We start from the raw sequence: 25,945 nt of genomic DNA on the forward strand, positions 1-25,945 counted from the left end.
TGACGTGTGCGAATAGACTAGGCCCGGGCCTCAAGACGGGAGTGGACGTGACCGACCTGATCGACACCACCGAGATGTACCTGAAGACGATCTACGAGCTCGGCGAGGAGGGCATCACGCCGCTCCGCGCGCGGATCGCGGAACGCCTCGGGCACTCCGGTCCGACGGTCTCGCAGACGATCGCCCGGATGGAGCGGGACGGGCTCGTGGTCGTGACCGGCGACCGGCACCTCGAGCTCACCGACGACGGCCAGGCGAAGGCGACGCGCGTCATGCGCAAGCACCGGCTGGCCGAGCGGCTCCTGACCGACGTGATCAAGCTGGACTGGGAGCACGTCCACAACGAGGCGTGCCGCTGGGAGCACGTGATGAGCGACCTCGTCGAGCGCCGCCTCGTCACCCTCCTCGACCACCCGCACCACGACCCGTACGGGAACCCCATCCCGGGGCTGTCCGAGCTCGGCGAGCAGTACGAGGACGTGCCGTTCCTCGAGGGTGTGCAGTCGCTGCCCGCCTTCCTGCGCGGGCAGACAGAGAACGTCGAGATCGTCCTGCAGCGCATCGCCGAGCCCGTGCAGGTCGACGACGAGTTCCTCGCCCGGCTCGAGCGCGTCGGGCTGGTGCCGGGGGCTCGCATCGAGGCCCGCACGCTCGGCGACTACTACGCCGTCCAGGCCGACGGCGCGAGCGAGGGCCTCGAGCTACCCGACGACCTCGCCAAGCACCTGTTCGTGGCGGCCCGCTGACCGTTCCCGCGGGCCCGTCGCGACGCACGGGACACCGCGGCGGGCGGGCTGTGATCGGAACGTGACATCACCGGTGGGTTCGGGTACGGTCAGACACGCTCGCCGGAGTGCCCTCCGCCGAGTGCCGGGCCGGACCGCCAAGTCCTGCCGCCGTCCCGGCCCCACGGAAGACCGCCGGCAGGAGCGGGGGACCCATTTGTGGGCATCGGTGACGGTGTCCTTGGGGTGAAGCCGCACGGGACCTCTGGTTCTGTGGGGCCGGGTGATTTCTCCCACCCGAACCCGACAGCTGACCTCGTAGGCGACAGGAGAGGGAAGACGTGAACGCATCTACCAGGACGCGCGGCAAGCACCGCGCTGCGCGGCGTCCGATGTTGGCTGCGCCGTCCGCGGCGGCCGGTCGTCGGGCTGCTGTGGTGGCCACTGCTGGTGGTCTGCTGGTCTCGACGATCGGTGGGGCTTCTGCGGCGCACGCCGCTCCGGTCGACAGCGACGCGGCGAAGAAGCTGAGCACGGTCGATCTGGGTGCTCTGACGGATCAGGCGCGTTCGGCGCTGGAGGCGGCTCCGGTCGTGACCGTGGACTCCGAGGCGAAGGTCTCGGTGGAGAAGGTCACGCCGAAGATCGCTGCGCGTGCCGAGATCAAGGCGGCGCCGGAGCCCGAGCCGGAGCCGGTGCGTGAGGTCGCGCCGTCGCGTTCGGCCGAGCGGACCGCGGTGGAGTCCACCAGCGAGTCGAGCACCGAGTCGTCCAGCACCGAGTCCACGGCGGCACCCGCGTCGGCCAACGGCTCCATCATCTCGATCGCCTCGCGCTACGTGGGTGTGCCCTACGTCTCGGGCGGCACCTCGCCGTCCGGCTTCGACTGCTCGGGCTTCACCCAGTACGTCTTCGCGCAGGCGGGCATCTCGCTCCCGCGCGCCTCCTCGGCGCAGCGCTACGCCGGCACGGTCGTCTCCCGCGCGGACGCGCAGCCGGGCGACCTCATCTGGTCGCCGGGTCACATCGCCATCTACGCCGGCGGCAACACCCAGATCGACGCCCCGCGCCCGGGCAAGACGATCCAGTTCCGGAGCATCTGGCAGTCGAACCCCACGTTCATCCGCGTCGGCTGACCCCCCGGGTCGCCACGCCACCACGAGGCCCTGCCGCGCACCACGCGCGGCAGGGCCTCGTGCCGTCCCGGCCTCTGTGCGCCGCTGCGCCATGCCGGGGCGCTGGAGGCCTTGCTTCGGGTATCGCGACAGGGGGGCGGGCGGAGGATCTCCGGCGCTCAGCGGGCCCTCCAGCACCTCCAGGGGGCTGGTGACGGAGGCCATCCCTCGTCACCGTGACCTAAACGTGACATGGGCGCCGTGATCCGCTACGGTTTCCTCGTCCGGTGGAGCATTCTGCCGGATCCTGACCGGACGCCGAGTCCTGCCACCGGTCGGGGAACCAAGACCGCCGGCAGGAGCGGGGGACCCATTTGTGGGCATCGGTGACGGTGTCCTTGGGGTGAAGCCGCACGGGACCTCTGGTTCTGTGGGGCCGGGTGATTTCTCCCACCCGAACCCGACAGCTGACCTCGTAGGCGACAGGAGAGGGAAGACGTGAACGCATCTACCAGGACGCGCGGCAAGCACCGCGCTGCGCGGCGTCCGATGTTGGCTGCGCCGTCCGCGGCGGCCGGTCGTCGGGCTGCTGTGGTGGCCACTGCTGGTGGTCTGCTGGTCTCGACGATCGGTGGGGCTTCTGCGGCGCACGCCGCTCCGGTCGACAGCGACGCGGCGAAGAAGCTGAGCACGGTCGATCTGGGTGCTCTGACGGATCAGGCGCGTTCGGCGCTGGAGGCGGCTCCGGTCGTGACCGTGGACTCCGAGGCGAAGGTCTCGGTGGAGAAGGTCACGCCGAAGATCGCTGCGCGTGCCGAGATCAAGGCGGCGCCGGAGCCCGAGCCGGAGCCGGTGCGTGAGGTCGCGCCGTCGCGTTCGGCCGAGCGGACCGCGGTGGAGTCCACCAGCGAGTCGAGCACCGAGTCGAGCACCGAGTCGTCCAGCACCGAGTCCACGGCGGCACCCGCCGCGAGCGCGAGCGGCTCCTCGGCCGTCTCGATCGCCGCCCGCTACATCGGCGTCAAGTACGTCGTGGGTGGCGCGTCGCCGTCCGGCTTCGACTGCTCCGGGCTCGTGACCTACGTCTACAACCAGCTCGGCGTGTCGCTGCCGCACTCCTCCAGCGCGATCCGCAGCGCGTCGAACACCACCGTCATCTCCGCGTCGGAGGCTCGTGCCGGTGACCTCATCTGGTCGCCCGGACACATCTCGATCTACATCGGCAACGGCCAGCAGATCGAGGCGACGCGTCCCGGTGGCTGGGTCGTGCGACAGTCCGGCATCTGGCAGTCCAGCCCCACCTACCTGCGGGTGACCGGCTGACCTGACCGCCCCAGCATCCACGACGCCCCGACGTTCCCCGTGAAGGTCGGGGCGTCGTGCTGTCCTTTGCTACACCTTGCGGCCGTCTTTCGTTACGCTTGAACCACAGTTGTTCCGGACGTCGAGGTCCGGGCATGACGGGAGGCGCGACATGACACGTCCTGAGGTCGTCCTGGTGGGCGTCGACGGTTCCACCGCGAGCCTGCACGCCCTGGACTGGGCGGCGACGTACGCCCAGCGGGTCGGATGGGGGCTGCACATCGTGTGCAGCTATTCGCTGCCGTCGTTCACAGCGGCATCGCTCGACGGCGGGTACGCGGCTCTCGACGACACGGCCATCGCCGAGGGGGCGAAGGCGGTCCTCGCCGAGGCGCAGGCGCGCGTCGAGGGGCTGGGCATCCCCGTGGAAGGGACCGTCGCCACGGGAGACGCGGCCGGTGTGCTCGTCGAGATGTCGAGCGACCACTGCCTCGCCGTCGTCGGCACGCGCGGACGCGGAGGTTTCGCGGAGCGGCTGCTCGGTACCGTCTCCTCCGCGCTGCCCGCGCACGCCCACTGTCCGACCGTCGTGGTCCCGCACCGTGAGGGAGCGGAGAACCCGGAGCGTCGCGACGGTGACGTCGTGCACGAGGTCCGGCGGATCGTCGTCGGTGTGGACGGCTCGCCGACGTCTGAGGTCGCCCTGCGGCACGCCGTCGAGCAGGCGGAGTCCTGGGGCGCCGAGCTGGTCGCCGTCGCCGGCGTCCCGCTCGGCTCGGGTGCCGGGGTGCTCGCCTGGTTGCCGTCCCAGATCGACCACGAGCAGGTGCTGGCCGACGTCAAGGCCGGGCTGGACGTCATCGTGGACCAGGTCGAGGCCGAGCATCCGGACATCACGATCAAGCGGCACGTGCTGGACGGGTCCGGTGCCGAGCTGCTCACCGAGTTCTCCTCCGCCGCGGATCTCGTCGTCGTCGGCTCACGGGGCCGTGGCGGTTTCCGCGGGCTGCTGCTCGGGTCGACCAGCCAGGCCGTGCTGCACCACTCGCAGTGCCCCGTGCTGGTGGTCACCCGCAAGTGCGACGAGGAGATGCAGGCCGACCCTGCCGCCTGACCTCCCCACACGACCCGCCCGGCCCCGCCCCGCCGCGAGGCGGCGGGGCGGGGAACGGGTCAGTGGCGGTTGCGGTAGAGGTACATCGTGATCGGCGCGAACACCGCGGTCATGACGACGGCGGAGATCAGTACCGTGGTGACCTCACCCAGGTCCGCGGTGCCCGCCATGAGACCCCGCACCGCCGTGACGAGGTGCGACACCGGGTTCAGGTCCACGAAGGTCTGCAGCCCGGACGGCATGGTGGAGGGGTCCACGAAGATGTTCGACGCGAACGTCAGCGGCATGAGCACCATCATCGACACCCCCATCACGGCGTTCGGGGTGCGCAGCAGCAGGCCGAGGATGGTGAAGATCCAGCTGAGCGCGAAGGCGAACACCAGGAGCAGCGCGACCCCCGCGACCACCCCGAGCACGCCGCCGTCCGGCCGGAACCCGATGAGCAGGCCCAGCCCGATGCACATGATCGACGCGATCGTGTACCGGACGGTGTCGCCCAGCAGCGCGCCCACGATCGGGGCGGGGCGCCAGATCGGCAGCGACCGGAACCTGTCGAACACCCCCTTGGTGATGTCGGTGTTGAGGGTGTAGCCCGTGTACACGGTCACGATGATGATCGTCTGCACCAGGATGCCGGGCAGCAGGAACTGGATGTAGGCATCCGTGGAGCCTGCGATCGCCCCGCCGAACAGGTACGTGAACATCAGGGTGAAGATGACCGGCGAGACGAGCACGTCGAAGAGCTGCTCCGGCACGTGCTTGATCTTGAGCAGTGCCCGCCAGCCGAAGGTCAGCGAGGTGGCGACCGCGGAGGGCCGCGCCGGCCGTTCGTCCAGCGCCACGGCCTCGCGCAGGGAGGTCGTGCTGATGTCGACGGCGCTCATCGGGCCACCTCCTCCTCGACGGCGGTGCCGTCGCTCGTCTCGTCCGCCGGCAACGGTGCGCCGGTGAGGGTCAGGAACACCTCGTCGAGGCTCGGCTGGCCGAGCGAGAACTCGGGCACGGCGATCCCGGCCTCGCCCAGCGCGGGCAGGACCTGTGCCACGAGGTGGGCGCCGTCGTCGGGCACCCGGGCACTCAGCGCGTAGGGATCGGTGGGCAGTGTCGGCTCGGTCCCGAGCACCCGCTGCAGGACGGTGGCCGCCGCGGCGCGCTGCGAGGCGTCCGCGAGGCGGAGGTCCACCGCGCCCTGGCCGACGGACCGCTTGAGCTCGGTGGACGTGCCCTCCGCGATGAGCTGGCCGTGGTCGATGACACCGATCCGGTCGGCGAGCTGGTCGGCCTCCTCGAGGTACTGCGTGGTGAGCAGGACGGTCGCCCCGTCGTCGACGAGGACGCGCACGATGTCCCACACCTGGTTGCGCGACCGGGGGTCGAGGCCGGTGGTCGGCTCGTCGAGGAACAGCACCCGGGGGGAGAGCACGAGCGAGGCGGCGAGGTCGATGCGGCGCCGCATGCCGCCGGAGTAGGTCTTGACCTGCCGCGGGCCGGCGTCGGTGAGGCTGAAGGCCTCGAGCAGGTTCGCCACCCGTTCGGTCGCCGCGCGGCCGCGGAACCCGTACAGCCGGGCGAGCATCAGGAGGTTCTCGGTGCCGGTCAGGTCCTCGTCGACGGAGGCGTACTGGCCGGTGAGGCCGACGGCGGCGCGGACGGCGTCGGCGTCGTGCGCGACGTCGTGGCCGAGCACGCGGGCGGTGCCGCCGTCCGGGCGCAGCAGCGTGGCGAGCATGCGCACGACCGTCGTCTTGCCGGCACCGTTGGGACCGAGCAGACCGAACACGCTGCCCGTGGGGATCGAGAGGTCGACGCCGTCCACGGCCTTGGTCGTCTTCTTGCCGGAGGTGAAGTGCTTGACGAGGCCGGTCGCCTCGACGGCGAGAGACGGCGACCCGCCCGCGTGGTCGGTCATGGTGAGCTCCTCAGGTGGTTGTTCCCAACGTAGAACCTAGGACCCGCCTCCGACAGCCTTTTCATCGGTCGGCCGCACGGTGCGCAGCTCGCCGTGCACGACGTCGAGGACCGCCGCGTCGCCGAGCCCGCTCGCTCGAGCCCGGCGCACCGCCGCCCGCAGCTCGGCGACCGCCGCCGCGCCCGGGCGGCCGGCCGCGACGGCCGCGACGACCGTGCCGACCCGGCGCCGGGACGTCACGACGCCGGCGGCCTCGAGCTCGCGGTACGCCCGTTGGACGGTCCCGACGGCGATCCCGAGGTCCCGGGCGAGGTCGCGCGAGGTCGGCAGCCGCTCGCCGGGACCCAGCACGCCCACGGCGACGAGCCCGGCGACCTGGCGGCGGATCTGCTCGTAGACCGGGGTGGGGGAGCGCAGGTCGACGCTGACGTCGGTCATGGCCGGTCCGGTGCGCTGATGCCTCCGCCGCCGACCGCACCGCTGCGGCCGACCGCCACGGCGGTGCCGACGGCGACGGCGACGGCGAGCGTTCCCGCCACGGCGGCGACGACGAGCATCGCGGGGTCGGAGGAGGACCTGGTCGCGTCCTCGTAGGTCGCGGCGTTGCGGACCGCCAGCGCGACCACGAGCAGGGTCAGCGTGGTCGCGGCGCCGACGCAGACGTGGGTCATGGCGAGGACACGGGCCGCCGACGTCCGGCGCAGCGCGTCGTCCTGCCGACGGTCGAGGCTCGTCAGCGGCGCCCGGCGGGCGACGACGCGCAGCGTGGCGAAGGTCGCCAGCAGCGCCGCGGCGAGCCCGGCGAGCATCGGCACGGCGTACGGCCAGCCGGGGTAGGGGCCGCTGCTTCCGGTGAGGAGGCCGCCGTCGGGCAGCGTGACGGGGTGCCTGGCGATCGAGCGGCCGTCGGGAGCGGCCGTGACCCCGGTGACGAGCAGGGTGCCGGTGAGGACCGCGGACGTCACCGTGAGGTGGGTCAGCGAGCCCCCGCCCGTCCGGCGCACGGTCCGCCGCGCGAGCGACGCGTGCCGCACGGTGCCGCTCGGGCGGGGCCAGGTCAGCTCGCCGGCGACGCGGACCAGGCAGTGCACGACGGCGACGGCGAAGGGGGCGACGGCCTGCACGGCCCCCGGCGCGGTGGGGGCCGGCAGGCCGTCCGGTGCCAGGGGCAGGCCGAGCGCGACGACGGCGGTGGCCGCGGCCGCCAGCGTCGCGACGAGGGTGATGAGGGAGTCGTGGCGCCGCGCCCGGCGGGTCGCCGCGCCGTCGTCGGGCGTGCGACGGCCGGCGAGCCACAGGACCAGGGCGGCGGCGACCACGGGGACGCCCACGACGACCGTCAGGAAGATGCTGGACACGACCGCTCCTTTGAGTCAATAAGTTGGTTCATTCAACCATGGTGTGCGCGGCTAGGGTGACGACCATGACCGCCGGTGCCCCCGAGCGCGCCCTCGGGCGCCCGACCACGGACCTGAACACCTCCTACCTCGGCGACTGGGTCACGACCCGTGCCGCCCTCTCCCGGGTCCCCGGCGTGCAGTACGCCGTGCTCGTCGACGACGAGGTGGTCCTGGATGGCGCGTGGGGCGTCACCGACCTCACGTCCGGCAGCCCGCTGCGCCCGGACCACCTCTTCCGGGTCGCCTCGCACTCCAAGACGTTCACCGCGACGGCCGTCGCGCGACTCGTGGAGCGGGGGGAGATGCGGCTCGACGACCCGCTGGGGTCGTTCGTGCCCGAGCTCGACGGCGCCCCTGTCGGCGAAGTCACGGTCCGCGAGGCGCTCGGGCACACCGGCGGGGTCCGCCGCGACGGCCGGGACGCCGACTTCTGGCAGCTCGGCGCGCCCTTCCCTGACCGCGCCCGCCTGCTCGACGAGGTGCTCACCGGTGGCGACGTGCTCGCGCGGGGGGAGGCGTTCAAGTACTCGAACCTCGCCTACGGGCTGCTCGGCCTCGCCGTGGAGGCCGTCACCGGCACCCCGTACGCCGAGCACGTCCGCAGCGACCTGCTCGACCCGCTCGGCCTGAGGGACACGCACCCGGAGCTCGAGGAGAGCCTGGAGCGCCGCGCCGTCGTCGGGCACTCCGCGCCGACCCTCGCCGAGCCGGGCCTGCCCGCGCGCTTCGCCGACGGGAGGCTGCCCGTCGCGGCCGTCAGCACCGGTGCGCTCGCCGCGGCCACGGGCTTCTGCTCCACCGCCCGCGACCTGGTGCGGTGGGCGGCGGCGCACGGAGAGGGATCCGGACTGCTCGGCCCGACGATGCGACGACTGCTGCAGCGCGCGGAGTCCGTCGTGGAGCGGCCGGGCGCTCCGCGCCGCGAGTACGGCCTCGGCTTCGAGGCTCGCGAGATCGCCGGGCACCGGGTCGTCGGGCACTCGGGCGGCTTCCCCGGGCAGATCACCCGCACGTGGTTCGACCCGCGGCGCCGCATCGCCGTCGCCGTCCTGACCAACGCCGTCGACGGTCCTGCCGACCAGATCGCCTCCGGCCTGTTCGCCCTGGTCAGCACGGCGCTGTCCGACGACGGCGGGACGGCCGGCGTCGACCACGCCGGCCTCGACCGGTGGACCGGCCGGTTCGCGAACCTGTGGGGCATGGTCGACGTGGCACGGCTGGGGGGCCGGCTGTGGCTGATCGACCCGCGCCAGGCCGACCCGTTCGTCGGCGCCGAGCGGCTCACGGTGGACGGGGCGGTGCTGCGGCCCGAGGTCCACGACGGGTTCGGCCCGGTCGGCGAGCCGGTCGAGATGCTGCGTGACGCCGCCGACGAACCGGTCGCCGTCGTCGTCGGCGGGATGACGTCGTGGCGGGCGGTCGACTACGAGCGCGAGCGGCGTGCTCAGGGGGCGCGGCTCGCGAGCTGACGTCCTACAGGTCGATCGGGTCCAGGCGGGGAGCCGGGAGCGGGCGCGGCTCCTCGAGCGTCTCCACGCCGGCGGCCTCCGGGGTCAGCAGGCGGGTGACGGCGTCGTCGAGGTTCGCGCGGATGGCCGCGTCAAGGCCGTCGGCGTCACGTGCCTCGAGCCGTTCGACCAGCGGCGCGTGCGACTCGGCCGCGTCCTTGCGGACCACGTACTCCTCGCTGACCGTGAAGCTGGCGATGCGCACCTCCACGATGAGCGTGGTCATCCAGCGCAGCAGCCACGGGTTGCCGCTCGCGGCGACGAGGGCCCAGTGCACGTTGAGGTCGGCGGCACCCACCTGGAGGGCGTCGTGCGTCGCGTCCGCGACGGCGAGCGCATCGTGCGCGGCGCGGACGGATGCGACCTGCTCGTCGGTCGCGTGCGCGACGGCGAGGCGTGCGGCCGACGTCTCGACCACCGTGCGGGCGTCGTAGAGCGGTCGGATCCGGTCCTTCCCGATCGTCCGTACCGAGAGCCCGCGCCCCGGCGTGGCGACGACGAGACCCTCAGAGACGAGGCGCTGTGCCGCCTCGCGGAACGGTCCGCGGCTCACCCCGAGCTGACCGGCCATCACGACCTCGCGGATCGGGGTACCGACGCGCAGCGCCCCGGAGTAGATCGCGTTGCGCAGCTCGGCGGTGATGAGGTCCACGGTCGAGGGTCGCGTCACGGGCGACAGCGTGGGCGCTGCGCCGGGCGCAGCGCGGCGGGACGAGGGCATCCAGGCTCCTTCCGAGGTCACGACACGACAACGATCACGGATCGCGCGATGTTGCCGGCGTGTGTCGCGGGGTGAATTCTGCCGTGCTCAACCGCTTGTTCGCGCCGATCTCAAGATTGTAGGACAATCAGACGAGGGGACACGCCCATTGTCGGATCGTCCGGAACGCGGCTACCGTAACGGATCGTCCGCACATCCAGCCCCGCAGCGCTCGCGTCGGGGCGACGGAAGGAGACCACCGTGCAGTCCACCAGGACCACGCATCGCCGCCGCGCACTGGCCGCGGCCGGCTCAGTTCTTGCTCTGACCGCGCTGGCCGCGTGCTCGAGCGTCGACGACGGCGGCTCGGACGGCGGCTCGGACGGCGGCGACGGCGACGGCGAGAGCATGTCGCACCTGGCCGAGCTGCAGGACGCCGGCAGCATCAACGTCGGCTTCTTCGGCGAGGTGCCCTACAGCTACGAGGAGGACGGCGAGCTCACGGGCGCCACCATCGAGCTGGGTCGCCAGATCTACGGTGAGCTCGGCATTGACACGGTCGAGGGCACCCAGGTCGAGTGGAACGCCCTCATCCCGGGTGTCCAGGCCGACCGGTTCGACGCCGTCAGCGCCGGCATGTCGATCCTGCCGGAGCGTTGTGAGCAGGCCGCGTTTGCCGACCCGACCATCATGTACACCACCGCCTTCCTGGTGCCTGAGGGCAACCCGAAGGGTCTGACCGACTGGCAGTCGGTCGAGGGCGGCGACGTCACGGTCGCCGTGACGCAGGGCGCTATCGAGGCTGGCTACGTCGAGGACACCGACGTGGACGGCATGGAGGTCCCGGACCGTCAGGCCGGCCTGGACGCCGTCACGACCGGTCGTGCCGACGCGTACGCCCTGACCGGCATCTCGCTGCGTGCGCTGGCTGAGGAGACCGACGAGGCTGTGGAGGCTACCGAGGCGTTCGTCGCCACGATCAACGGTGAGCCGCAGATCGGCGCCGGCGCCGAGGTCTTCCGCCAGGACGACACCGAGCTCCTTGAGGCCTACAACGAGGAGCTTGCCACCTACCTCGGCGACGAGGCCGCGTGGCTCGAGGTCATGGAGCCCTTCGGCTTCAGCGCCACCGAGTTCCCGCCCGAGGGCCTGACGGCTGACCAGCTGTGCGACCCGGAGCAGGACCTGTCCGACCTCGCGGACGAGCTGGGTATGGACTACTGAACGCATGTCCGATGACATCCAGGCACTGATCGACAGGCTTCCTGACCTCGGAACCAGTGTCCTCGTCACCTTGGAGATGACGCTCGGCGGGGCCGCCCTCGCCATGGTCGTCGCCGTGGTACTCGGATTCGGCTCGCGCACCCAGTCCCTCTGGGTGCGCGGGCCGTCCCGCGTCATCGTGGAGTTCTTCCGGGGGACCTCGCTGGTCGTCCAGATCTTCTGGATCTTCTACGTGCTGCCGCAGTTCGGCTTCAAGATGGAGGCTCTCGCCGTCGCCATTGTCGCGCTGGGGCTCAACTACGGGGCTTACGCGTCCGAGGTCGTCCGTGGCTCCATCGCGTCCGTGCCGAAGGGGCAGTGGGAAGCCGCCACCGCACTGAACATGACGTGGTTCCACAAGGTGCGGCGGGTGATCTTCCCGCAGGCGTGGGCACTGATGATCCCGATGCTGGCGAACCTGCTGATCCAGCTCATCAAGGGATCGGCGCTGGCGTACTACATCACCTTGCACGACCTGAACTTTTGGACGGTCGAACTGCGCAAGGCCACGAACGACACGATCTTCAGCTATGGCGCCGGGCTCATCGTCTACTTCGTCATCGCCTATCTGTTGACCTGGGGGATGAACCTGCTCGAGGAACGCGCCAAGCGACGCTTGGGCCGCGGCACGAAGCCGACGCTGCGTGAGACCTTCGGCATCAAGCCGACCGTCAACACGAGGCTCGCGAACACGCAGATGGCGCCGCAGGCAGGAGGTCCCGAATGAATGACGGCATCTGGGACTGGGAGAAGGCCTGGGAGGTCCTCCCTCGACTCCTCGAGGGCCTCGTCATCACGATCGAGGCCACCGTCGTCGGCATGGTGATCGCCTCGATCCTCGGTCTCTTCATCGCGCTGGCGATGCGGACCCCGACCCGCTGGGTGACGATGCCGCTGCGGTTCGTCACCGACTTCATCAGGATGACGCCCCTCCTGGTGCAGCTGGTCTTTGTCTACCTGCTCTCGCCGCCATGGGTGCCTGTCCTGTTCATCGGATTCAGCGTGCTGGGCATTCACTACGCGACGTACATGTCCGAGGTCTACCGGGCGGGCATCGAGGCGGTGCCGAAGGGCCAGTGGGAGGCGGCCACAGCCCTCAACATGGCACCGGGCCGCACCTGGCGCGCGGTGATCCTGCCGCAGGCGATCCGCAACACCCTGCCGGGCCTGGGCAACTACGCGATCTCGATGTTCAAGGAGACACCGTTCCTCTTCGCGATCGGCATCGTCGAGATGTACACCGAGGCGCAGAGTTACGGCGCCAACACGTTCTCGTACGTCGAGGCCTTGACGATGGTGGGCCTGCTCTTCCTCGCGGTGAGCTACCCGACCTCGCTGCTGGTGCGCAGGATGGAGATCCGCCTTGCCTGACTCGACTCGTCCCACAGGAAGCCAGACCATGACCACTGCCTCGGGCGACGTGCCCGCCATCGAGTTCCAGGACGTCGTCAAGCGGTTCGGTGACAACACCGTCCTGGACAAGCTGAACTTCTCCGTGCCGCAGGGCCAGCGGATCACGCTCATCGGTCCGTCCGGTTCGGGCAAGACGACGATCCTGCGCCTGCTCATGACGCTCGAGGAGCTCAGCGGCGGCCTCATCCTCATCGACGGCGACCCTTACACCCACGAGTACAAGGGTGACAAGTGGGTCCCCGTCTCCGAGAAGCGCCGCCGCGTGGTGCGCAACCGCGTGGGGATGGTCTTCCAGCAGTTCAACCTGTTCCCGAACATGTCCGTGCTCGAGAACATCATCGAGTCGCCCGTCCACGTCCTGCGCAAGTCGAAGGACGAGGCCGTCTCCGACGCCGAGCGGCTGCTCGAGAAGGTCGGGATGACGGAGAAGCGAGACTTCAAGACGAACGAGCTCTCGGGCGGTCAGCAGCAGCGGGTGGCGATCGCCCGGGCGCTGGCGATGGATCCCGAGATCCTGCTGCTCGACGAGGTCACGTCGGCGCTCGACCCCGAGATCGTGGCCGACGTGCTCGACGTGCTCCGCGAGATCGCGGACACCACGGACATCACGATGCTGCTGGTCACGCACGAGATGCAGTTCGCCCGCGAGGTGTCGGACCGCGTGCTCATGTTCGACAAGGGGCAGATCGTCGAGGAGGCCGACCCCGAGACGATGTTCACCAACCCGTCGCACGAGCGGACACAGGCGTTCCTCAAGGCCGTCCTCGGCTGAACAGGACCCGCCTGCCCCGGCCCGTGCCGTCCCTCCACCGGACGGTGCGGGCCGCCGTCGTTCTCGGCCGGTGGCCTTTCAGCCCGTGGTGGCGCCGTCCGTGGAGGTGCTCGACTCCTGGTCCGACGTTCCCGACGAGGGCGTGTCGGTGCCGGACCCGCCGGTCGTCTCGTCACCGGTGGAGCCGCCGGTGGTCTCCTCGTCCGTGGACCCGCCGGTCGACTCCTCGACGGTGGACCCGCCGGTCGGCTCCTCGCCGGAGTCCTCCGGTTCCGCCGGTCCCGTCGGATCCGTGGTGCCGGTACCGTCCTCGGTCGTGGGCTCCTGCGTGGGCTCGGTCGGCTCCTCGCCGGAGTCCTCCGGCGACGTGGAGTCCTCGGTCGTGCTGCCTGCCGGCCGCTGGTCCGCCGGTGTCTCGCGGTCCTCGCCGCTCCCCGCCCGCGACGACGACGAGCTGGCGTCGTCTCCGGCCGTCCGGCTGATGCTCGTCCCGGATCCCTCGGTGCCCTGGACAGCGTCGGCGAGCGGCTTGCCGATCATCAGCTCCACGGCGACCACGACGCCCATGACGGCGACGAACACCACGGCGGCCGAGGCGGTGAGCACACGGACCTTGCCGTGCCGGTCGATCAGTCGCAGCCAGGCGTTGCCCGGGGCGGCAGCCTCTGCGCCGTCGACGTCGAGCGCCACCGCGGTGCCGCCGTCGGCGTCGTCTGGCTCGACGACGGTACCGGCGGACGTGACGGACACAGCGGTGGACCCGGTGGCCACCGCGCTGGACCCTGGCCGGGGACGCACGATCTGACCGACCACCGGCCTGAACTGCGCGTGCGTCTTCTCGATCGAGCGGGTGTAGAGGAAGTTCGCCACGACGGTGAGGACGCTCGCCAGGCCGGCGCCGATGATGGTGCCGGCGACGCCGAAGAACGAGAGCAGCACCGTGGTGCTGACGGCGGCGAGACCGCTGGCGAGGATCTGGGTGCCGGACAGGCGCGTCGACGGGGTCGTCGCGCGGTCGTCGGCGCGGTCGTCGGTCGGGGGAGCGGTGGTCGCCGGCACGGGGCCTCCAGGGTGCAGCGGTGGAGCGCCCGCATCACCCGGCGCTCAGGTGCCGTGGCGTGCTGCGGCGTCGGCGGCGGGCGTGCCCCGAGCCTAGGCCGACCGATGTGCAGCACCCCGACAGACGCTGCGGAGTTTTCGTGTCGTGCCGAACGTCTCAGGCGCTCCCTGCCTCCCCCCATGCGCTGTGGGTGCACGACACGCCGGTCGCCCCTCCGGAAGGAGGGCGTGTCGTGCACCCACAGCGAGAGGGGGGCGGAGGGTCAGGCGGAGGCGGTCTCCGCGGCGGCGAGCAGGATGCACGTCGCGACGCCGTCCATCGCCACCTGCACCTCGTCCAGCGGCGGCATCGACGGTGCGAGCCGGATGTTGCGGTCGTGCGGGTCATGCCCGTACGGGAACGTCGCGCCGGCGGGGGTCAGCTTGATCCCGGCCTCGCCGGCGAGCTCCACCACGCGCGACGCCGTCCCGGGCACCACGTCGACGGAGACGAAGTACCCGCCGTCCGGGTCGGTCCAGGTGGCGACGCCGGTGTTCGCGAGCCGCTCGGACAGGATCGAGACGACGGCGGCGAACTTCGGCGCGAGGATCTCGCGGTGCTTCGCCATGTGGGCCCGCACGCCGTCCGCGTCACCGAAGAACTGCGCGTGCCGGAGCTGGTTCACCTTGTCCGGGCCGATCGACCGGAACGCCAGGTGCTCCGAGAACCACGCGATGTTGGCCGGCGAGGACGCGAGGAACGACACGCCCGCACCGGCGAACGTCACCTTGGACGTCGAGGCGAACATCAGGACCCGGTCGGGGTTCCCGGCCTCGGCGGCGAGCTCGATCGCGTTCGCCGTCTTCGTCTCGTGCTCGGTCAGGTGGTGGACGGCGTAGGCGTTGTCCCAGAAGATGCGGAAGTCCGGGGCGGCCGTCGGCATCGAGACCAGACGCCGCGCGACGGCCTCGGAGACCACCGAACCGTCCGGGTTGGCGTACGTGGGCACGGCCCAGAGCCCCTTGACCGACGGGTCGTCGGCCACAAGCTCGGCCACGGCCTCCGCGTCGGGGCCGGCCGGCGTCATGGGGACGGTCACCATGCGGATGCCGAGCTCCTCGCAGATCGCGAAGTGCCGGTCGTACCCGGGGACCGGGCAGACGAACGTCACCGGCCCGTCGTGCGCGGACCACGGTCCGTCGCCGCCGGGCACGCCGAACAGGATCGCCTGCACCATGCAGTCGTACATGAGGCGCAGGGACGCGTTGTCCTGGGCCAGGAGCTGGTCGGTCGGCACGCCGAGCAGCTCGGCGAAGATCTCGCGCAGCTCCGGCAGGCCCGCGAGACCGCCGTAGTTGCGCACGTCCGTGCCGGACGCGGAGGTGTGGTTGCCCTCGCCGGGCAGCGACAGCAGCCCCTCGGACAGGTCGAGCTGCTCGGCCGAGGGCTTGCCGCGGGTGAGGTCGAGACTCAGCCCGCGAGCCTGCAGGGCGGCGTACTGCTCGCGCAGCTCCGGCAGGCGGGCGGCGAGCGCGGGGTCGACGGCGGTTGCTTGGTCGGGTGAGATGCTCACGCGCACGAGACTACGCGCCCGGCTGCGCGCCGTCGTCGTCGGAGATGGCCGAACCTCGCCGACGGAATCGGCGGAACCGCACAGTCCGACGGGCCTCGCCGCCACCCTCCTCGAGAGCCGGGCTCTCGTTCTCGATCACCCGGGGAAAGTGGTCCGGGGGCACCCCGAACGCCGAGCGGGACTGTGACACCACCCCGTGCCCCAGGGCGCGCCCACCGGCGAACCCGACGACGGCGCCCACCCCGAACGGGATCATCCGACCGAGCGCCAGCGTGCCCTGCTTGGCGATCTGGCGCTTGAGGAACCGGTGCGTCAGCACGTTGTTCACACGCTTGATCGCGGTCTGCGGCATGGAGGTCAGCAGCACCTTGCCCCAGGCGAGCTGGGACCCCTCGGTGGCGCGCTGGACGTCGCGGGCGCCGGCCTCGCCGAGCACGCTCGCCAGCAGCAGGGCCCGGCGCCGGGCGACGTTGTCGATGGGGATGCCGTGCACGTCGGCGACCGCGAGGGAGAACGCCGCCGACGTCGCGAAGAACGTCGCGATGTCGCTCGAGGTGAGCACGGCGGCTGCCGTCGTGCCGATCGCGGGCGCGGCGGCCGCGGCGCCCACGGCGCCCCCGGTGGTGGACACCACGGTGAGGTACTCGCGCTCCAGGATGCGGATGACGCGGGCGGGGTCCGCCTCCGGGTTGCGGCGCCGGACCGAGTCGACGTGCTTGTGGATCGCGGCGGACGGGATCGTCACGGCCTTGTCGAGCAGGGAGTCGAGCAGGGGAGTGGGGCGGTAGCGGGTCCAGCTCTCGACCTCGCCGCCGCCCGGTGGTGAAACGTCCGACGTGCTCACGTCCGGGACTCTACCCGCGACCGCCTCTGGTGACCTCACGGCCGAACCGCCACAGGGCGAGCGCCAGCATGCCGCGCAGGAACACCCCGACGGCGGCCTCGTTGAGTCGTCGTGGCAACGGTCCGGCGAGGTGCGTCTCCTCCCACCACACGACGCGCGCCCGGTGCCCGTCGATGGGGACGACGTCGAGCCCCGCCGTCCCGATCAGCGCGGGCCCGTCCTTGCGCAGCACGCTGCGACCGACGGTCGCCCGCGCCGTCGACGGCGGCGCGTGCTCCAGGACGGTCATCCGGTCGACGAACCCGCGGCCGCCCCGCAGTGCCCCGGGCCCGCTGACCATGGTGAACGCCTCGCCCGGGGCGGGTGCCGCCGTCGGACCGTCGTAGCGGGTCAGCGGGATCCAGCGGGGGTGGTTCCGGGGGTCCGCGACGCGCTCGAACGCGGCCTCGGCGCCGACCGGCACCAGCCGGGACACCTCGACGCGGTGCGCCGCGCGCGCGGTCACGGCGTCCTCAGCCCTCGTCCGGCTGGACGAACACCGCGGGCGGGACCTCGGCGCCGGCCTTGAGCGTGCGACCGACGGTGCAGGCCCGGTCGATCGAGCGCTGGGCGAGCAGGAGGGTCTTCTCGCGCGTCTTGTCGTCCAGGCTCGACAGGTCGATCTCGAACTTCTCGGTGAGCACCGGGTAGCTGTCGTCCTCCATGTCCTTGGGGTCCTCGACCCGCACGGTCACGCGGTAGTCGTCACCGAGCACGCGGGAGAACTTCGTGTCGCTGGACATGCCGGCGCAGGCGGCGAGCGCGATCTTCAGCAGCTCGCCCGGCGTGAAGACGGCACCCTCGGAGGCCGGCCCGATCTCGACGCTGGCGCCCCGCGCGGTATGTCCGCGGTAGGTACGGGTCCCGGTGCGCTCGACCCACAGGGGGTCGGTCGGGGAGGGGGTGACGGCGGCGGGCGCCTCGGTGTCGGTCTGGTCGCTCATGGGTCGATCCTCGCACCGGCACGAGTCCCGGCGCGACGGCGTCCGTCACAGTGCGGGCCGCGGTCTCGCCCCGGGAGGGCTCATCCCGGGCGAGGCAGGCCGGACGGTGCTTGGATCGGAGGATGAGCACACGGGACAAGTCCGACTTCGGGTCGGGGAAGATCCTGCCGGACGAGCTGCCCGGCGCGGCGGGCTCCGACGACGCGGCCGCCGCGGACGGGGACCATGGCGTCGTGCACCCCGACCGTGACTGGGCGACGGGCCCCGACATCGCCGCGGCCGAGGCCGCCGACCGTGCCGCCCACGCTCCGGCCGTGGAACGCGGAGCGCACTTCCGGGCCGACGAGGGCGACGACGCCCCGCAGGAACCCGTGGACCCGCCGCATCCGCCGAAGCACGCGCGGTCGGCAGGCTCCGCGTAGCCGCAGTCAGCGACGCAGCAGCGCCCGCACCTGCTCGACGGCGGCGGACCGGCGGGCGCGGAAGGGCCACGCGCGTCCGGCGTGCGACGTCGGGGCGAGCTCCAGGTGTGCCGACGCGTCCCGGATCGTCAGCGTCTCGAGCGTCGTCCAGCCCACCCGGACCGACCCGGTCGCGACGGGGGCGGGCAGCGTCACCCACCAGCGCGGCGCGTCGTCCCCGCGCACCCACAGCTCCACGCGATCCGTGAGGACGGCGTAGACGACGTGCTCGCGGTCCGGGCAGTCGGGTGGCAGGCCACGCGTCCCGGCCCGCAGGCGCCGTGCCTCGGCCGTCAGCGCCGCCGTCGGGCGCCCCACGAACAGCGGGGTCCCTGGACGGTGCGGGGCCACGCGCGCGACCTGGCCGCGCACCCGGGCACTGACGAACGCGAGCCACAGGAGCACGCCGAGCGTGGCGACGACGAGCACCACGCCCAGCCCCGTGAGCACGCCCGGGGTGTCGAGCCGGCGCCCGATCCGCGCGAGCACCAGCAGCACGATCAGCACCGAGACCAGCCCGGCCAGCCCACCGGTGCCGAAGCCGCGTCCGGGCGTCGCGCGTCGCGGCATGGTCTCCCCTTCCGTCAGCGTGCGATCCGTAGACTCTCGCACATGAGTGCAGCCCCGGTGCCGAGCATCCCCACACCGTACGAGGACCTGCTGCGGGAGGTGCTGGAGCACGGCACCCCCAAGGGCGACCGCACCGGCACGGGCACTCGGAGCGTGTTCGGCCGCCAGCTCCGCTACGACCTCTCGCAGGGCTTCCCGCTGATCACGACCAAACGCGTCCACCTGAAGTCGATCGCCTACGAGCTCCTGTGGTTCCTGCGCGGCGACTCCAACGTGCGCTGGTTGCAGGAGCGCGGCGTGAGCATCTGGGACGAGTGGGCCGACGACGACGGCGAGCTCGGCCCCGTCTACGGCGTGCAGTGGCGTTCGTGGCCGACGCCGGACGGCCGCCACGTCGACCAGATCGCCGCGGTGATCGAGCAGATTCGCAGCAACCCCGACTCGCGGCGGCACATCGTCTCCGCGTGGAACGTCGCGGAGATCGACACCATGGCGCTGCCGCCGTGCCACGTGATGTTCCAGTTCTACGTGGCCGACGGGCGGCTGAGCTGCCAGCTCTACCAGCGTTCCGCGGACCTGTTCCTCGGCGTGCCGTTCAACATCGCCTCCTACGCGTTGCTGACCCACATGGTCGCCGCGCAGACCGGTCTCGCCGTCGGCGACTTCGTCTGGACCGGCGGTGACTGCCACGTCTACGACAACCACGTCGAGCAGGTGACCACGCAGCTCGGCCGCGACCCGTACCCGTACCCGACGCTGCGCCTCGCACCCCGGGAGTCGATCGACGCCTACGAGTACGAGGACATCGAGGTGCTCGGCTACCAGCACCACCCGGGCATCAAGGCTCCGGTGGCGGTGTGATCGGGCTGATCTGGGCCCAGGCACGCGACGCCGAGGGTCGCCCGGTGATCGGCGCGGGCGGGACGATCCCGTGGCACGTTCCCGAGGACTTCGCCCACTTCAAGCGCACGACGGCGGGGCACCCCGTGGTGATGGGACGGCTCACCTGGGAGTCGCTGCCGGCTCGGGTGCGCCCCCTGCCCGGCCGGACCAACGTCGTCGTGACCCGGCGGCCGGGGTGGTCCGACGACGGTGCCGTGGTGGCGTCGTCGGTGCCCGCCGCGCTGGATCTCGCCGGGGACGCCGCCGGGGGCGACGAGGTCTGGGTCATGGGCGGCGGACAGGTGTACGCGGAGACGGTGGCGCTCGCGGACCGCTGCGTCGTCACGGAGATCGACCTGCAGGTTGCCGGAGACGCGTTCGCGCCGGTGCTCGACCCTGCCACGTGGCGGGCCGACAGCGGGCAGTCCGAGGGCGGGCGGGCCGACGACGGCGCCGGGTGGGCGACGTCGTCGGGCGGGCTGCGCTACCGCATCCGTTCCTACGAACGCCGATCCCCCCGGCGCCCCTGACGCTGTGGGTATGAGATCTACGGTCCTGGACGTGTCGAGGCCGTAGGTCTCATACCCACAGCGGGCGTCACCAGGAGGCGTTCGCCGCCATCTCGAGGGCGATCTCCTGCCACCAGGCGCCGGCCGCCGGACCGCCGTTGCAGGTTCCGTCCGACTCGCCGGGCAGCTTGACCCACAGCAACGCGTCCAGGCCACCGGACTCGGTCACGACCGCGGGCCGCTCTCCGAGCGCCCGTCCGCGCGGGTTGCACCACTCGCCGTTGGAACCGTTGCCGTTGCGCGAGGTGTCGATGACGAACCGCGCCCCGCCGGTCAGCGCCGAGATCTGCTCGCCGTACGCCCGCTCGGAGGCCGTCGTGTTGTAGTTCGACGTGTTCAGCGCGAACCCGACGGCGTGCTCGAACCCGACCTGGTTCAACCGGTCCGCCGCCTCGGACGGGCTCAGCCAGCCCGAGTGACCCGCGTCGATGTACACGCGGCCGCCGGCAGCGGTGAGCTGCTCGGCGGCGTACCGCAGGTAGCCGACCCGGTCACCCTGGCCGTCGCAGTCTCCGAGCTGGGCGAGCGCGTCCGGCTCGAGGACGATGGACGGGTTGCCCTGGATGCCGGCCGCGACCTCGTCGATCCACTGGGCGTACTCGCTCTGTTCCACCCCGCCGCCGGAGTGGTTGCCGCAGTCGCGGCCGGGGATGGCGTAGACGGCGAGGAGGGGCGTGGTGCCATCAGCCACCGCGCGGCCGGTGTAGTCGGCGACCGCCTCGCGCTCCGTCGTGGCGTCGTTCCAGTTGCCGACCCAGTAGGCCTGCGGCGTGTGCGCGATCTTGGCCAGGAGGTCCTTGTCGGCGCCGGTCGCGGCTTCCCACGCCTCGTACGACTGGTTCGTCACGTCCACGTAGAGCTCCGACGCCGGCGGCGTGGGCTCGTCGGTCGGGTCGTCCGTGGGGTCGGGGGTGGGCTCGTCGGTCGGCTCGTCGGTGGGGTCCGGCGTCGGGTCCGGCCCGCCGACGTCGCCCGTGCACGGCACGCCCGCGAGCACGAAGTCCGTCGGGACGGGGTTCGACCCCGACCAGGTGCCGATGAAGCCGAAGCTCGCGCTCGCGTCGGTGCCCAGGTCGGCATTCCAGCTCACGCCGGACGCCGTCGCCGACGTGCCGGACTGGGTCACGTCCGCGTTCCAGGCCTGGGTGACGGCCTGCCCCGCGGCCGTGGTCCACCCGAGCTCCCACGAGGGCACCGGGTCGCCGAGGTTGGTGACGGTGACGTCGGCCTGGAAGCCTCCGGCCCACTCGTTGGTCACCCGGTAGTCGACCGTGCATCCGGTGGCGGCTGCTGCGCTGGTCGCGGCGAGCGCGCCGGCCGTCCCGGCCCCTAGCAGGGCCAGGGTCGCGGTGAGCGCGGTCAGGCGGGTACGTCGTCGTCCCTGGGTCATCGGTGGTCTCCGCATCGTCGTCGAGTCGGTCGCGGGCCACGCTACGACGGCGCTCGGGGCGGGCACACCGCCTAAACGTTTCGACCGAGGTCAGGCCTCGTGGCCGGTCGCCACGAACGTCCACGTCGGGTCGACGGCCTCCCCGTGGCCCCACGACCGGACGGTCGGTGGTCCGTCGGGGTGCACCACGACCCGCAGCACGAGCGTGGCGAGCTCGTCGCCGACGACGGCGCAGCGCACGTCGAGCGTGGACGGCCCGGTGGTGGGGGGCCCGGTCCAGCCGCTGGTCACCACGACCGTGCCGGGACCGCCGTGGCCCGGCAGTGCGGTGTGCCGCGCCGTCAGGTCGACGCTCACCGGTTCGCCGCACCGCAGCGGCAGCACGACCGTGCCGCCGACCCCGGCGGTCTCTCGGCGCAGCGTCCCACCGTCGGCACCCAGGTCCAGGTCGATCGTGACCGGCCCGTGCTCGGTGCGGAACACCCAGCGCCCCACGACGTGCCGTGCGTGCGCGGGGGCGTGCCGCGGTGCGGGCCACGACAGCTCGGCCGGAGGGGCCGGAGTCGGCCCGGCGGGGGCGTCGAGGTCCCGGGCGTCGGGGTCCCAGCCGTCGGCGAGCTCTCCGACGAGCAGGTCGATGAGTCGGTGGTCGCCCGTCGGGCAGGCCTGGGTGTCCCCGGTGACCACCACGACGAGGTCGCGGACCGGGTCGACGTGGACGAGCTGGCCGCCCATCCCGAACATCAGCCATCCGCCACCTCTCGGCAGCCAGAGCAGGTGCCCGTAGCCGCCGGTGAGCTGCGCGCCCCAGCCCTGCAGCGACGTGTCCGCCTGTGCCGTCGTCATCTGCTGCACGAGGTCGGCCGGGACGAGACGCTCAGCGCCGGAGGTGCCGCCGTCGCGCAGCAGGCGTCCCAGCCGCAGCAGGTCACGCGGGCTGCACACCAGGCCGGAGCCGCCCTGCGAGACGCCCTCGGGGTCGGTGAGGAACCGGAAGCCGTCGCTCACCTCCAGTGGGTCGAGCACCCGCGGGCGCAGGTAGTCGGTCAGGGACGTCCCGGCGAGCCGCTCGACCAGGGCCGCGAGCACGTGCGACCCGCTGGTGTCGTAGGTGAAGACGGCGCCGGGCCGGTGGGTCGGCTCCACCCGGAACCACGACGCCACCCAGTCGCGGCCCGCCCGGTCGTAGGTCGTGGCATGGTGCGGCCCGCGCATGGTCAGCAGGTCGCGCACGCGTGTGGCCGCGACCCACGGGTGCACCGGGAGGTGCTCCGGGAAGTGCTGCACGACGGCGTCGTCCAGGTCGAGGCGGCCCTCGGCGGCCAGGAGACCGACGGCGAGCGCCGTCACCGTCTTGGACACCGAGTAGGTCCGCCGTGGGGTGTGCACGGTCAGCGGCGGGCACGTGGTGCTCAGTACCAGGTCGTCGCCGTGCAGCACCTCCACGCTGTGCAGCGCGAGGCCGAGCGCCTCGGCCTCGCGCCGCAGGCGGGCGAGCGGATGCACCGTCGACTCAGAAGAGGTCGCGGACGGCGGCGTACCGCTCCCGGACCTCCGGACGAGGGTCGGCGTCGAGGGTGGTGGCCACCCGTGTGGACCACTGCGGCGCCGTCGCGTCCGGGGCGCTCGCCGCCGCCAGGACCCATGCCGCCTGGCGCGCGGCGCCGTCGGCCACGTACTCGCCGGGTTCGGGGACACCGATGGGCAGGCCGAACACCTGCGTGGCGACGGCCTGCACGGCCGGGGACTGCGCCGCCCCGCCGATGAGCATGACCTGCTCGACGGGCACGCCCTGGGCGCGCAGGGCGTCGAGGCCGTCGGCCAGCCCGCACAGCATGCCCTCGACGTAGGCGCGGGCGAGGTGCTCACGCGTCGACGTGGCGATCCGGATGCCGTGCAGCGTGCCGGTGGCGTCCGGGCGGTTGGGGGTGCGCTCGCCCTCGAGGTACGGCACGAGCACGAGGCCGTCGGCGCCGGGCGGGGCGGCGAGGGCCAGGCGGGAGAGCTCGTCGTAGTCGACGTCGAGCACCGAGCGGGCGGCGTCGAGCACCCGGGCCGCGTTGAGGGTCACGGCGAGCATGAGCGCGTTGCCCGTGGCGTCGGCGAACCCGTTGATGGCGCCGGAGCCGTCGGCGGTGCGCTGCGGGGCGACGGCGGACACCACGCCGGACGTGCCGAGGGAGATCGCGATGTCACCGGGGCGCATCCCCAGGCCGAGCGCGGCGCCGGCGTTGTCGCCGGTCCCCGGACCGATCAGCGCGCCACCGCCGACGTCGGCACCCGCCACCGACGGGTGGGCCCGGCCGCCGGACCCGGACGGCGCCACGACGCGGGGCAGCACGACGTCGTCTCGACCGAGCGCGAGGCGCAGGAGGTCGGGCCGGTAAGCACCTCGCTGGTCCGGGCCGGCGCCGTCGGGCCCGCCGGGGGCCTCGGCGTCGTAGTAGCCCGTGCCCGAGGCGTCGGAGCGGTCGGTGAACAGCGCGTCGAGGTCCGGGCCGAGCGGGGACTCGCCTGCGGGGCCGTAGCCGGCGATGCGCCAGCTCAGCCAGTCGTGGGGGAGCGCGACGGCGGCGACGCGGGCGGCGTTGTCGGGCTCGGCGTCGCGCAGCCACCGCAGCTTGGTGATGGTCAGCGAGGCGACGAGGACGGATCCGGTGACGTCGGCCCACCGCTGGGCGCCGGTGGCGCGGTCGCCGTCACCGAGCTCGCGGATCAGGTCCTCGGCGGCCGGGGCGGAGCGGGTGTCGTTCCACAGCAGGGCGTCGCGCACGACGCGCCCCTCGGCGTCGAGGGCGACCATGCCGTGCTGCTGGCCGCCGACGGCGATCGCGGCGACGTCGTCGAGCCCGCCGGCGGCGCGGGCCGCCTCGGTGAACGCCGTCCACCAGTGGTCGGGGTGGACCTCCGTGCCGTCCGGGTGCTGGGCGGAGCCCGAGCGGACCAGGGCGCCGGTCTCGGCGTCGCGGACGACGATCTTGCAGGACTGCGTGGAGGTGTCCACGCCGGCCACGAGGGGCATCTTCGCTCCAGTCTGTGCTTCACGAGCTGTCAGGACGAGAGCGCGGTATGCCTCGCTCTCGTCCTGACAGCTCCCTACGTTGCAGAGTTGTCAGACTCTCGGCCCGGTATACGTGGCCGAGAGTCTGACAACTCGTGGGTTCCGCTCCGGCTCAGCCGATGAGGTGCTCCAGCGCGAGCTGGTGCAGCCTCACCAGACCGTAGTCGCGTGCGGCGGTCGCGTCGACGTCGATGCCGTCCACGGACTCGTCGGCGAGGAACGCGTCGAACGACTCGCCCGCACCCAGCGTCGACTCGCCCAGCTCGAAGATGCCGGCGTGCTCGAACGCCTCCTGGACCTTCGGGTCCTCGCGGTAGGCCTTCGCCTTGGCGGCGAGCATGTCGTAGGTGGCCATGTTGGCCTTCGCCGACTCCCACACGCCGTCGAGGTGCTCGGTACGGCTCGGCTTGTAGTCGAAGTGCCGCGGGCCCTCGTAGCGGGGACCGCCGTTGGGGAACCCGTTCTCAAGCAGGTCGACGGTGAAGAACGCGGACAGCAGGTCGCCGTGGCCGAACACGAGGTCCTGGTCGTAGCGCGGGCCGTGCTGGCCGTTGAGGTCGATGTGGAACAGCTTGCCGCAGTACAGCGCCAGCGCGAGGCCGTGCGTGTAGTTGAGGCCCGCCATCTGCTCGTGCCCGGTCTCCGGGTTGAGGCCCACGATGTCGCCGTTGTCGAGAGTGTTGATCAGCGCGATGGCGTGCCCGATGGTCGGCAGGAAGATGTCGCCGCGGGGCTCGTTCGGCTTCGGCTCGAGACCGATCTTCAGGTCGTAGCCCTTGGACTTGATGTAGGCGGCGACGGTGTCGATGCCCTCGGCGTAGCGGGCGTGCGCGGAGGCGAGGTCCTTGGAGTTGTCGTACTCGGTGCCCTCGCGGCCGCCCCACATGACGAACGTGGAGGCACCCATCTCGGCGGCGTTGTCGACGCTGCGCAGCACCTTCTTCAGGCCGAACCGGCGCACGTCGCGGTTGTTCGACGTGAACGCGCCGTCCTTGAAGATCGGGTGGCTGAACGTGTTGGTCGTGACCATCTCGCAGACCAGGCCCGACTCCTGGGCGGCCTTCTTCACGCTGTCAATGCCGGCCTGGCGGTCCGTCTCGGAGGCACCGAAGGGGAACACGTCGTTGTCGTGGTAGGTGAAGCCCCACGCGCCGAGGTCCGCGAGCTTGCGGACCGACTCGGCGGGGTCCAGCTCGGGACGCGTCGCGGTGCCGAAGGGGTCGTTCGCCGGCCAGCCCACGGTCCACAGGCCGAAGGAGTACTTGATGTCGCTCACGGTTTTCTCCTCGTCGAGAGCTCGTCGCCGGGCACGGCCGCGGCGTTTTGTTGTACGGATGAACTATTGCGGGTCG

General features: G+C 72.1%; 27 protein-coding genes and 2 riboswitches. Of the genes, 12 read left to right on the plus strand and 15 right to left on the minus strand.

From position 1 onward, the window contains the following. Positions 1-47 precede the first annotated feature (47 nt). From AC3RJ8_RS03335 to AC3RJ8_RS03350, 4 genes are all read left to right on the plus strand, one after another. Positions 48-746 (plus strand): iron-dependent transcriptional repressor DtxR, encoded by a 699-nt coding sequence (locus AC3RJ8_RS03335; RefSeq protein ID WP_489714527.1) that lies wholly within the window; start codon positions 48-50, stop codon positions 744-746. A 162-nt stretch (positions 747-908) separates the two neighbouring features. Next, positions 909-1,066, plus strand: a riboswitch (cyclic di-AMP (ydaO/yuaA leader). Between the two features lie 51 nt (positions 1,067-1,117). Beyond that, positions 1,118-1,861 (plus strand): C40 family peptidase, encoded by a 744-nt coding sequence (locus tag AC3RJ8_RS03340; protein ID WP_489715566.1) that lies wholly within the window; start codon positions 1,118-1,120, stop codon positions 1,859-1,861. Positions 1,862-2,146: 285 nt separating this feature from the next. Continuing rightward, positions 2,147-2,338, plus strand: a riboswitch (cyclic di-AMP (ydaO/yuaA leader). 96 nt (positions 2,339-2,434) lie between these two features. After that, positions 2,435-3,163 carry a C40 family peptidase gene (locus AC3RJ8_RS03345; RefSeq protein ID WP_489714528.1) on the plus strand — a complete coding sequence of 243 codons (729 nt, stop codon included), beginning with the start codon at positions 2,435-2,437 and terminating at the stop codon, positions 3,161-3,163. Positions 3,164-3,314: 151 nt separating this feature from the next. Then, a complete protein-coding gene (locus AC3RJ8_RS03350) occupies positions 3,315-4,256 on the plus strand; it encodes a universal stress protein (protein WP_489714529.1) in 942 nt (313 codons plus the stop codon). A 59-nt stretch (positions 4,257-4,315) separates the two neighbouring features. On the opposite strand, the gene AC3RJ8_RS03355 is transcribed toward AC3RJ8_RS03350, so the two are convergent. From AC3RJ8_RS03355 to AC3RJ8_RS03370, 4 genes are read right to left on the minus strand one after another with little or no spacing between them, the layout of a single operon-like run. Next, positions 4,316-5,140, minus strand: a complete 825-nt coding sequence (locus AC3RJ8_RS03355) for an ABC transporter permease (protein WP_489714530.1) — start codon at positions 5,138-5,140, stop codon at positions 4,316-4,318. Then, positions 5,137-6,165, minus strand: a complete 1,029-nt coding sequence (locus AC3RJ8_RS03360; protein WP_489714531.1) for an ATP-binding cassette domain-containing protein — start codon at positions 6,163-6,165, stop codon at positions 5,137-5,139. The genes AC3RJ8_RS03355 and AC3RJ8_RS03360 overlap by 4 nt, the downstream gene beginning before the upstream one ends. A 36-nt stretch (positions 6,166-6,201) precedes the next feature. Further along, on the minus strand, positions 6,202-6,603 hold the full coding sequence (locus AC3RJ8_RS03365; RefSeq protein ID WP_489714532.1) for a GntR family transcriptional regulator: 402 nt from the start codon (positions 6,601-6,603) through the stop codon (positions 6,202-6,204). Further along, positions 6,600-7,523, minus strand: coding sequence for a hypothetical protein (locus AC3RJ8_RS03370; RefSeq protein ID WP_489714533.1), 924 nt, complete (start codon positions 7,521-7,523; stop codon positions 6,600-6,602). The genes AC3RJ8_RS03365 and AC3RJ8_RS03370 overlap by 4 nt, the downstream gene beginning before the upstream one ends. 65 nt (positions 7,524-7,588) lie before the next feature. Between AC3RJ8_RS03370 and AC3RJ8_RS03375 the strand changes: the two genes are divergently transcribed. Then, the gene (locus AC3RJ8_RS03375) at positions 7,589-9,034 is read left to right on the plus strand and encodes a serine hydrolase domain-containing protein (protein ID WP_489714534.1); all 1,446 of its coding nucleotides are present in this window, start codon (positions 7,589-7,591) and stop codon (positions 9,032-9,034) included. 4 nt (positions 9,035-9,038) lie between these two features. On the opposite strand, the gene AC3RJ8_RS03380 is transcribed toward AC3RJ8_RS03375, so the two are convergent. Beyond that, positions 9,039-9,794 carry a GntR family transcriptional regulator gene (locus tag AC3RJ8_RS03380; RefSeq protein WP_489714535.1) on the minus strand — a complete coding sequence of 252 codons (756 nt, stop codon included), beginning with the start codon at positions 9,792-9,794 and terminating at the stop codon, positions 9,039-9,041. Positions 9,795-10,034: 240 nt separating this feature from the next. Here AC3RJ8_RS03380 and AC3RJ8_RS03385 point away from each other — a divergent pair, with 240 nt between their 5' ends. The 4 genes from AC3RJ8_RS03385 to AC3RJ8_RS03400 are packed head-to-tail and all read left to right on the plus strand — an operon-like array spanning position 10,035 to position 13,221. Further along, positions 10,035-10,997 carry a transporter substrate-binding domain-containing protein gene (locus tag AC3RJ8_RS03385; RefSeq protein WP_489714536.1) on the plus strand — a complete coding sequence of 321 codons (963 nt, stop codon included), beginning with the start codon at positions 10,035-10,037 and terminating at the stop codon, positions 10,995-10,997. 4 nt (positions 10,998-11,001) lie between these two features. After that, on the plus strand, positions 11,002-11,763 hold the full coding sequence (gene ehuC / locus AC3RJ8_RS03390) for an ectoine/hydroxyectoine ABC transporter permease subunit EhuC (protein ID WP_489714537.1): 762 nt from the start codon (positions 11,002-11,004) through the stop codon (positions 11,761-11,763). Beyond that, a complete protein-coding gene (ehuD, locus tag AC3RJ8_RS03395; protein ID WP_489714538.1) occupies positions 11,760-12,407 on the plus strand; it encodes an ectoine/hydroxyectoine ABC transporter permease subunit EhuD in 648 nt (215 codons plus the stop codon). The genes ehuC and ehuD overlap by 4 nt, the downstream gene beginning before the upstream one ends. Before the next feature lie 28 nt (positions 12,408-12,435). Continuing rightward, positions 12,436-13,221, plus strand: a complete 786-nt coding sequence (locus AC3RJ8_RS03400) for an amino acid ABC transporter ATP-binding protein (protein WP_489714539.1) — start codon at positions 12,436-12,438, stop codon at positions 13,219-13,221. Positions 13,222-13,299: 78 nt separating this feature from the next. On the opposite strand, the gene AC3RJ8_RS03405 is transcribed toward AC3RJ8_RS03400, so the two are convergent. The 5 genes from AC3RJ8_RS03405 to AC3RJ8_RS03425 all read right to left on the minus strand — a co-directional run bounded on the left by AC3RJ8_RS03405 (position 13,300) and on the right by AC3RJ8_RS03425 (position 17,660). Beyond that, on the minus strand, positions 13,300-14,280 hold the full coding sequence (locus tag AC3RJ8_RS03405) for a hypothetical protein (RefSeq protein ID WP_489714540.1): 981 nt from the start codon (positions 14,278-14,280) through the stop codon (positions 13,300-13,302). Positions 14,281-14,543: 263 nt separating this feature from the next. Next, complete coding sequence (locus AC3RJ8_RS03410) at positions 14,544-15,833, minus strand: aspartate aminotransferase type Ic (protein WP_489714541.1); 1,290 nt, start codon at positions 15,831-15,833, stop codon at positions 14,544-14,546. A gap of 10 nt (positions 15,834-15,843) precedes the next feature. Beyond that, positions 15,844-16,677, minus strand: a complete 834-nt coding sequence (locus AC3RJ8_RS03415; RefSeq protein WP_489714542.1) for a hypothetical protein — start codon at positions 16,675-16,677, stop codon at positions 15,844-15,846. 10 nt (positions 16,678-16,687) lie between these two features. Further along, positions 16,688-17,182 (minus strand): SRPBCC family protein, encoded by a 495-nt coding sequence (locus AC3RJ8_RS03420; protein ID WP_489714543.1) that lies wholly within the window; start codon positions 17,180-17,182, stop codon positions 16,688-16,690. 7 nt (positions 17,183-17,189) lie between these two features. Then, entirely contained in the window at positions 17,190-17,660 is a 471-nt protein-coding gene (locus tag AC3RJ8_RS03425; protein ID WP_489714544.1) for an OsmC family protein, read from the minus strand. A gap of 122 nt (positions 17,661-17,782) precedes the next feature. Here AC3RJ8_RS03425 and AC3RJ8_RS03430 point away from each other — a divergent pair, with 122 nt between their 5' ends. Beyond that, positions 17,783-18,082: a hypothetical protein gene (locus tag AC3RJ8_RS03430; RefSeq protein WP_489714545.1), complete on the plus strand. Its 300-nt coding sequence runs from the start codon at positions 17,783-17,785 to the stop codon at positions 18,080-18,082. 6 nt (positions 18,083-18,088) lie between these two features. Here the strand turns inward: AC3RJ8_RS03430 and AC3RJ8_RS03435 are convergent, their stop codons facing one another. Next, positions 18,089-18,691: a hypothetical protein gene (locus AC3RJ8_RS03435; protein WP_489714546.1), complete on the minus strand. Its 603-nt coding sequence runs from the start codon at positions 18,689-18,691 to the stop codon at positions 18,089-18,091. 42 nt (positions 18,692-18,733) lie between these two features. Here AC3RJ8_RS03435 and AC3RJ8_RS03440 point away from each other — a divergent pair, with 42 nt between their 5' ends. Both AC3RJ8_RS03440 and AC3RJ8_RS03445 read left to right on the plus strand, forming a co-directional pair. Then, the gene (locus AC3RJ8_RS03440; protein ID WP_489714547.1) at positions 18,734-19,552 is read left to right on the plus strand and encodes a thymidylate synthase; all 819 of its coding nucleotides are present in this window, start codon (positions 18,734-18,736) and stop codon (positions 19,550-19,552) included. Beyond that, the gene (locus AC3RJ8_RS03445) at positions 19,549-20,103 is read left to right on the plus strand and encodes a dihydrofolate reductase (protein WP_489714548.1); all 555 of its coding nucleotides are present in this window, start codon (positions 19,549-19,551) and stop codon (positions 20,101-20,103) included. Before AC3RJ8_RS03440 ends, AC3RJ8_RS03445 begins: the two co-directional genes overlap by 4 nt. Before the next feature lie 67 nt (positions 20,104-20,170). On the opposite strand, the gene AC3RJ8_RS03450 is transcribed toward AC3RJ8_RS03445, so the two are convergent. The 4 genes from AC3RJ8_RS03450 to xylA all read right to left on the minus strand — a co-directional run bounded on the left by AC3RJ8_RS03450 (position 20,171) and on the right by xylA (position 25,869). Further along, entirely contained in the window at positions 20,171-21,532 is a 1,362-nt protein-coding gene (locus AC3RJ8_RS03450; RefSeq protein ID WP_489714549.1) for a glycoside hydrolase family 6 protein, read from the minus strand. Positions 21,533-21,622: 90 nt separating this feature from the next. Further along, on the minus strand, positions 21,623-23,038 hold the full coding sequence (locus AC3RJ8_RS03455; protein WP_489714550.1) for a serine hydrolase domain-containing protein: 1,416 nt from the start codon (positions 23,036-23,038) through the stop codon (positions 21,623-21,625). Between the two features lie 7 nt (positions 23,039-23,045). Then, positions 23,046-24,554: a xylulokinase gene (locus AC3RJ8_RS03460; protein WP_489714551.1), complete on the minus strand. Its 1,509-nt coding sequence runs from the start codon at positions 24,552-24,554 to the stop codon at positions 23,046-23,048. A gap of 151 nt (positions 24,555-24,705) precedes the next feature. Beyond that, positions 24,706-25,869, minus strand: a complete 1,164-nt coding sequence (xylA, locus tag AC3RJ8_RS03465) for a xylose isomerase (protein WP_489714552.1) — start codon at positions 25,867-25,869, stop codon at positions 24,706-24,708. Between the last annotated feature and the right edge of the window lie 76 nt (positions 25,870-25,945).

It is taken from the genome of Isoptericola sp. MSGPD8_1_ISO-PGPR-S23-394 (genome assembly GCF_058072785.1).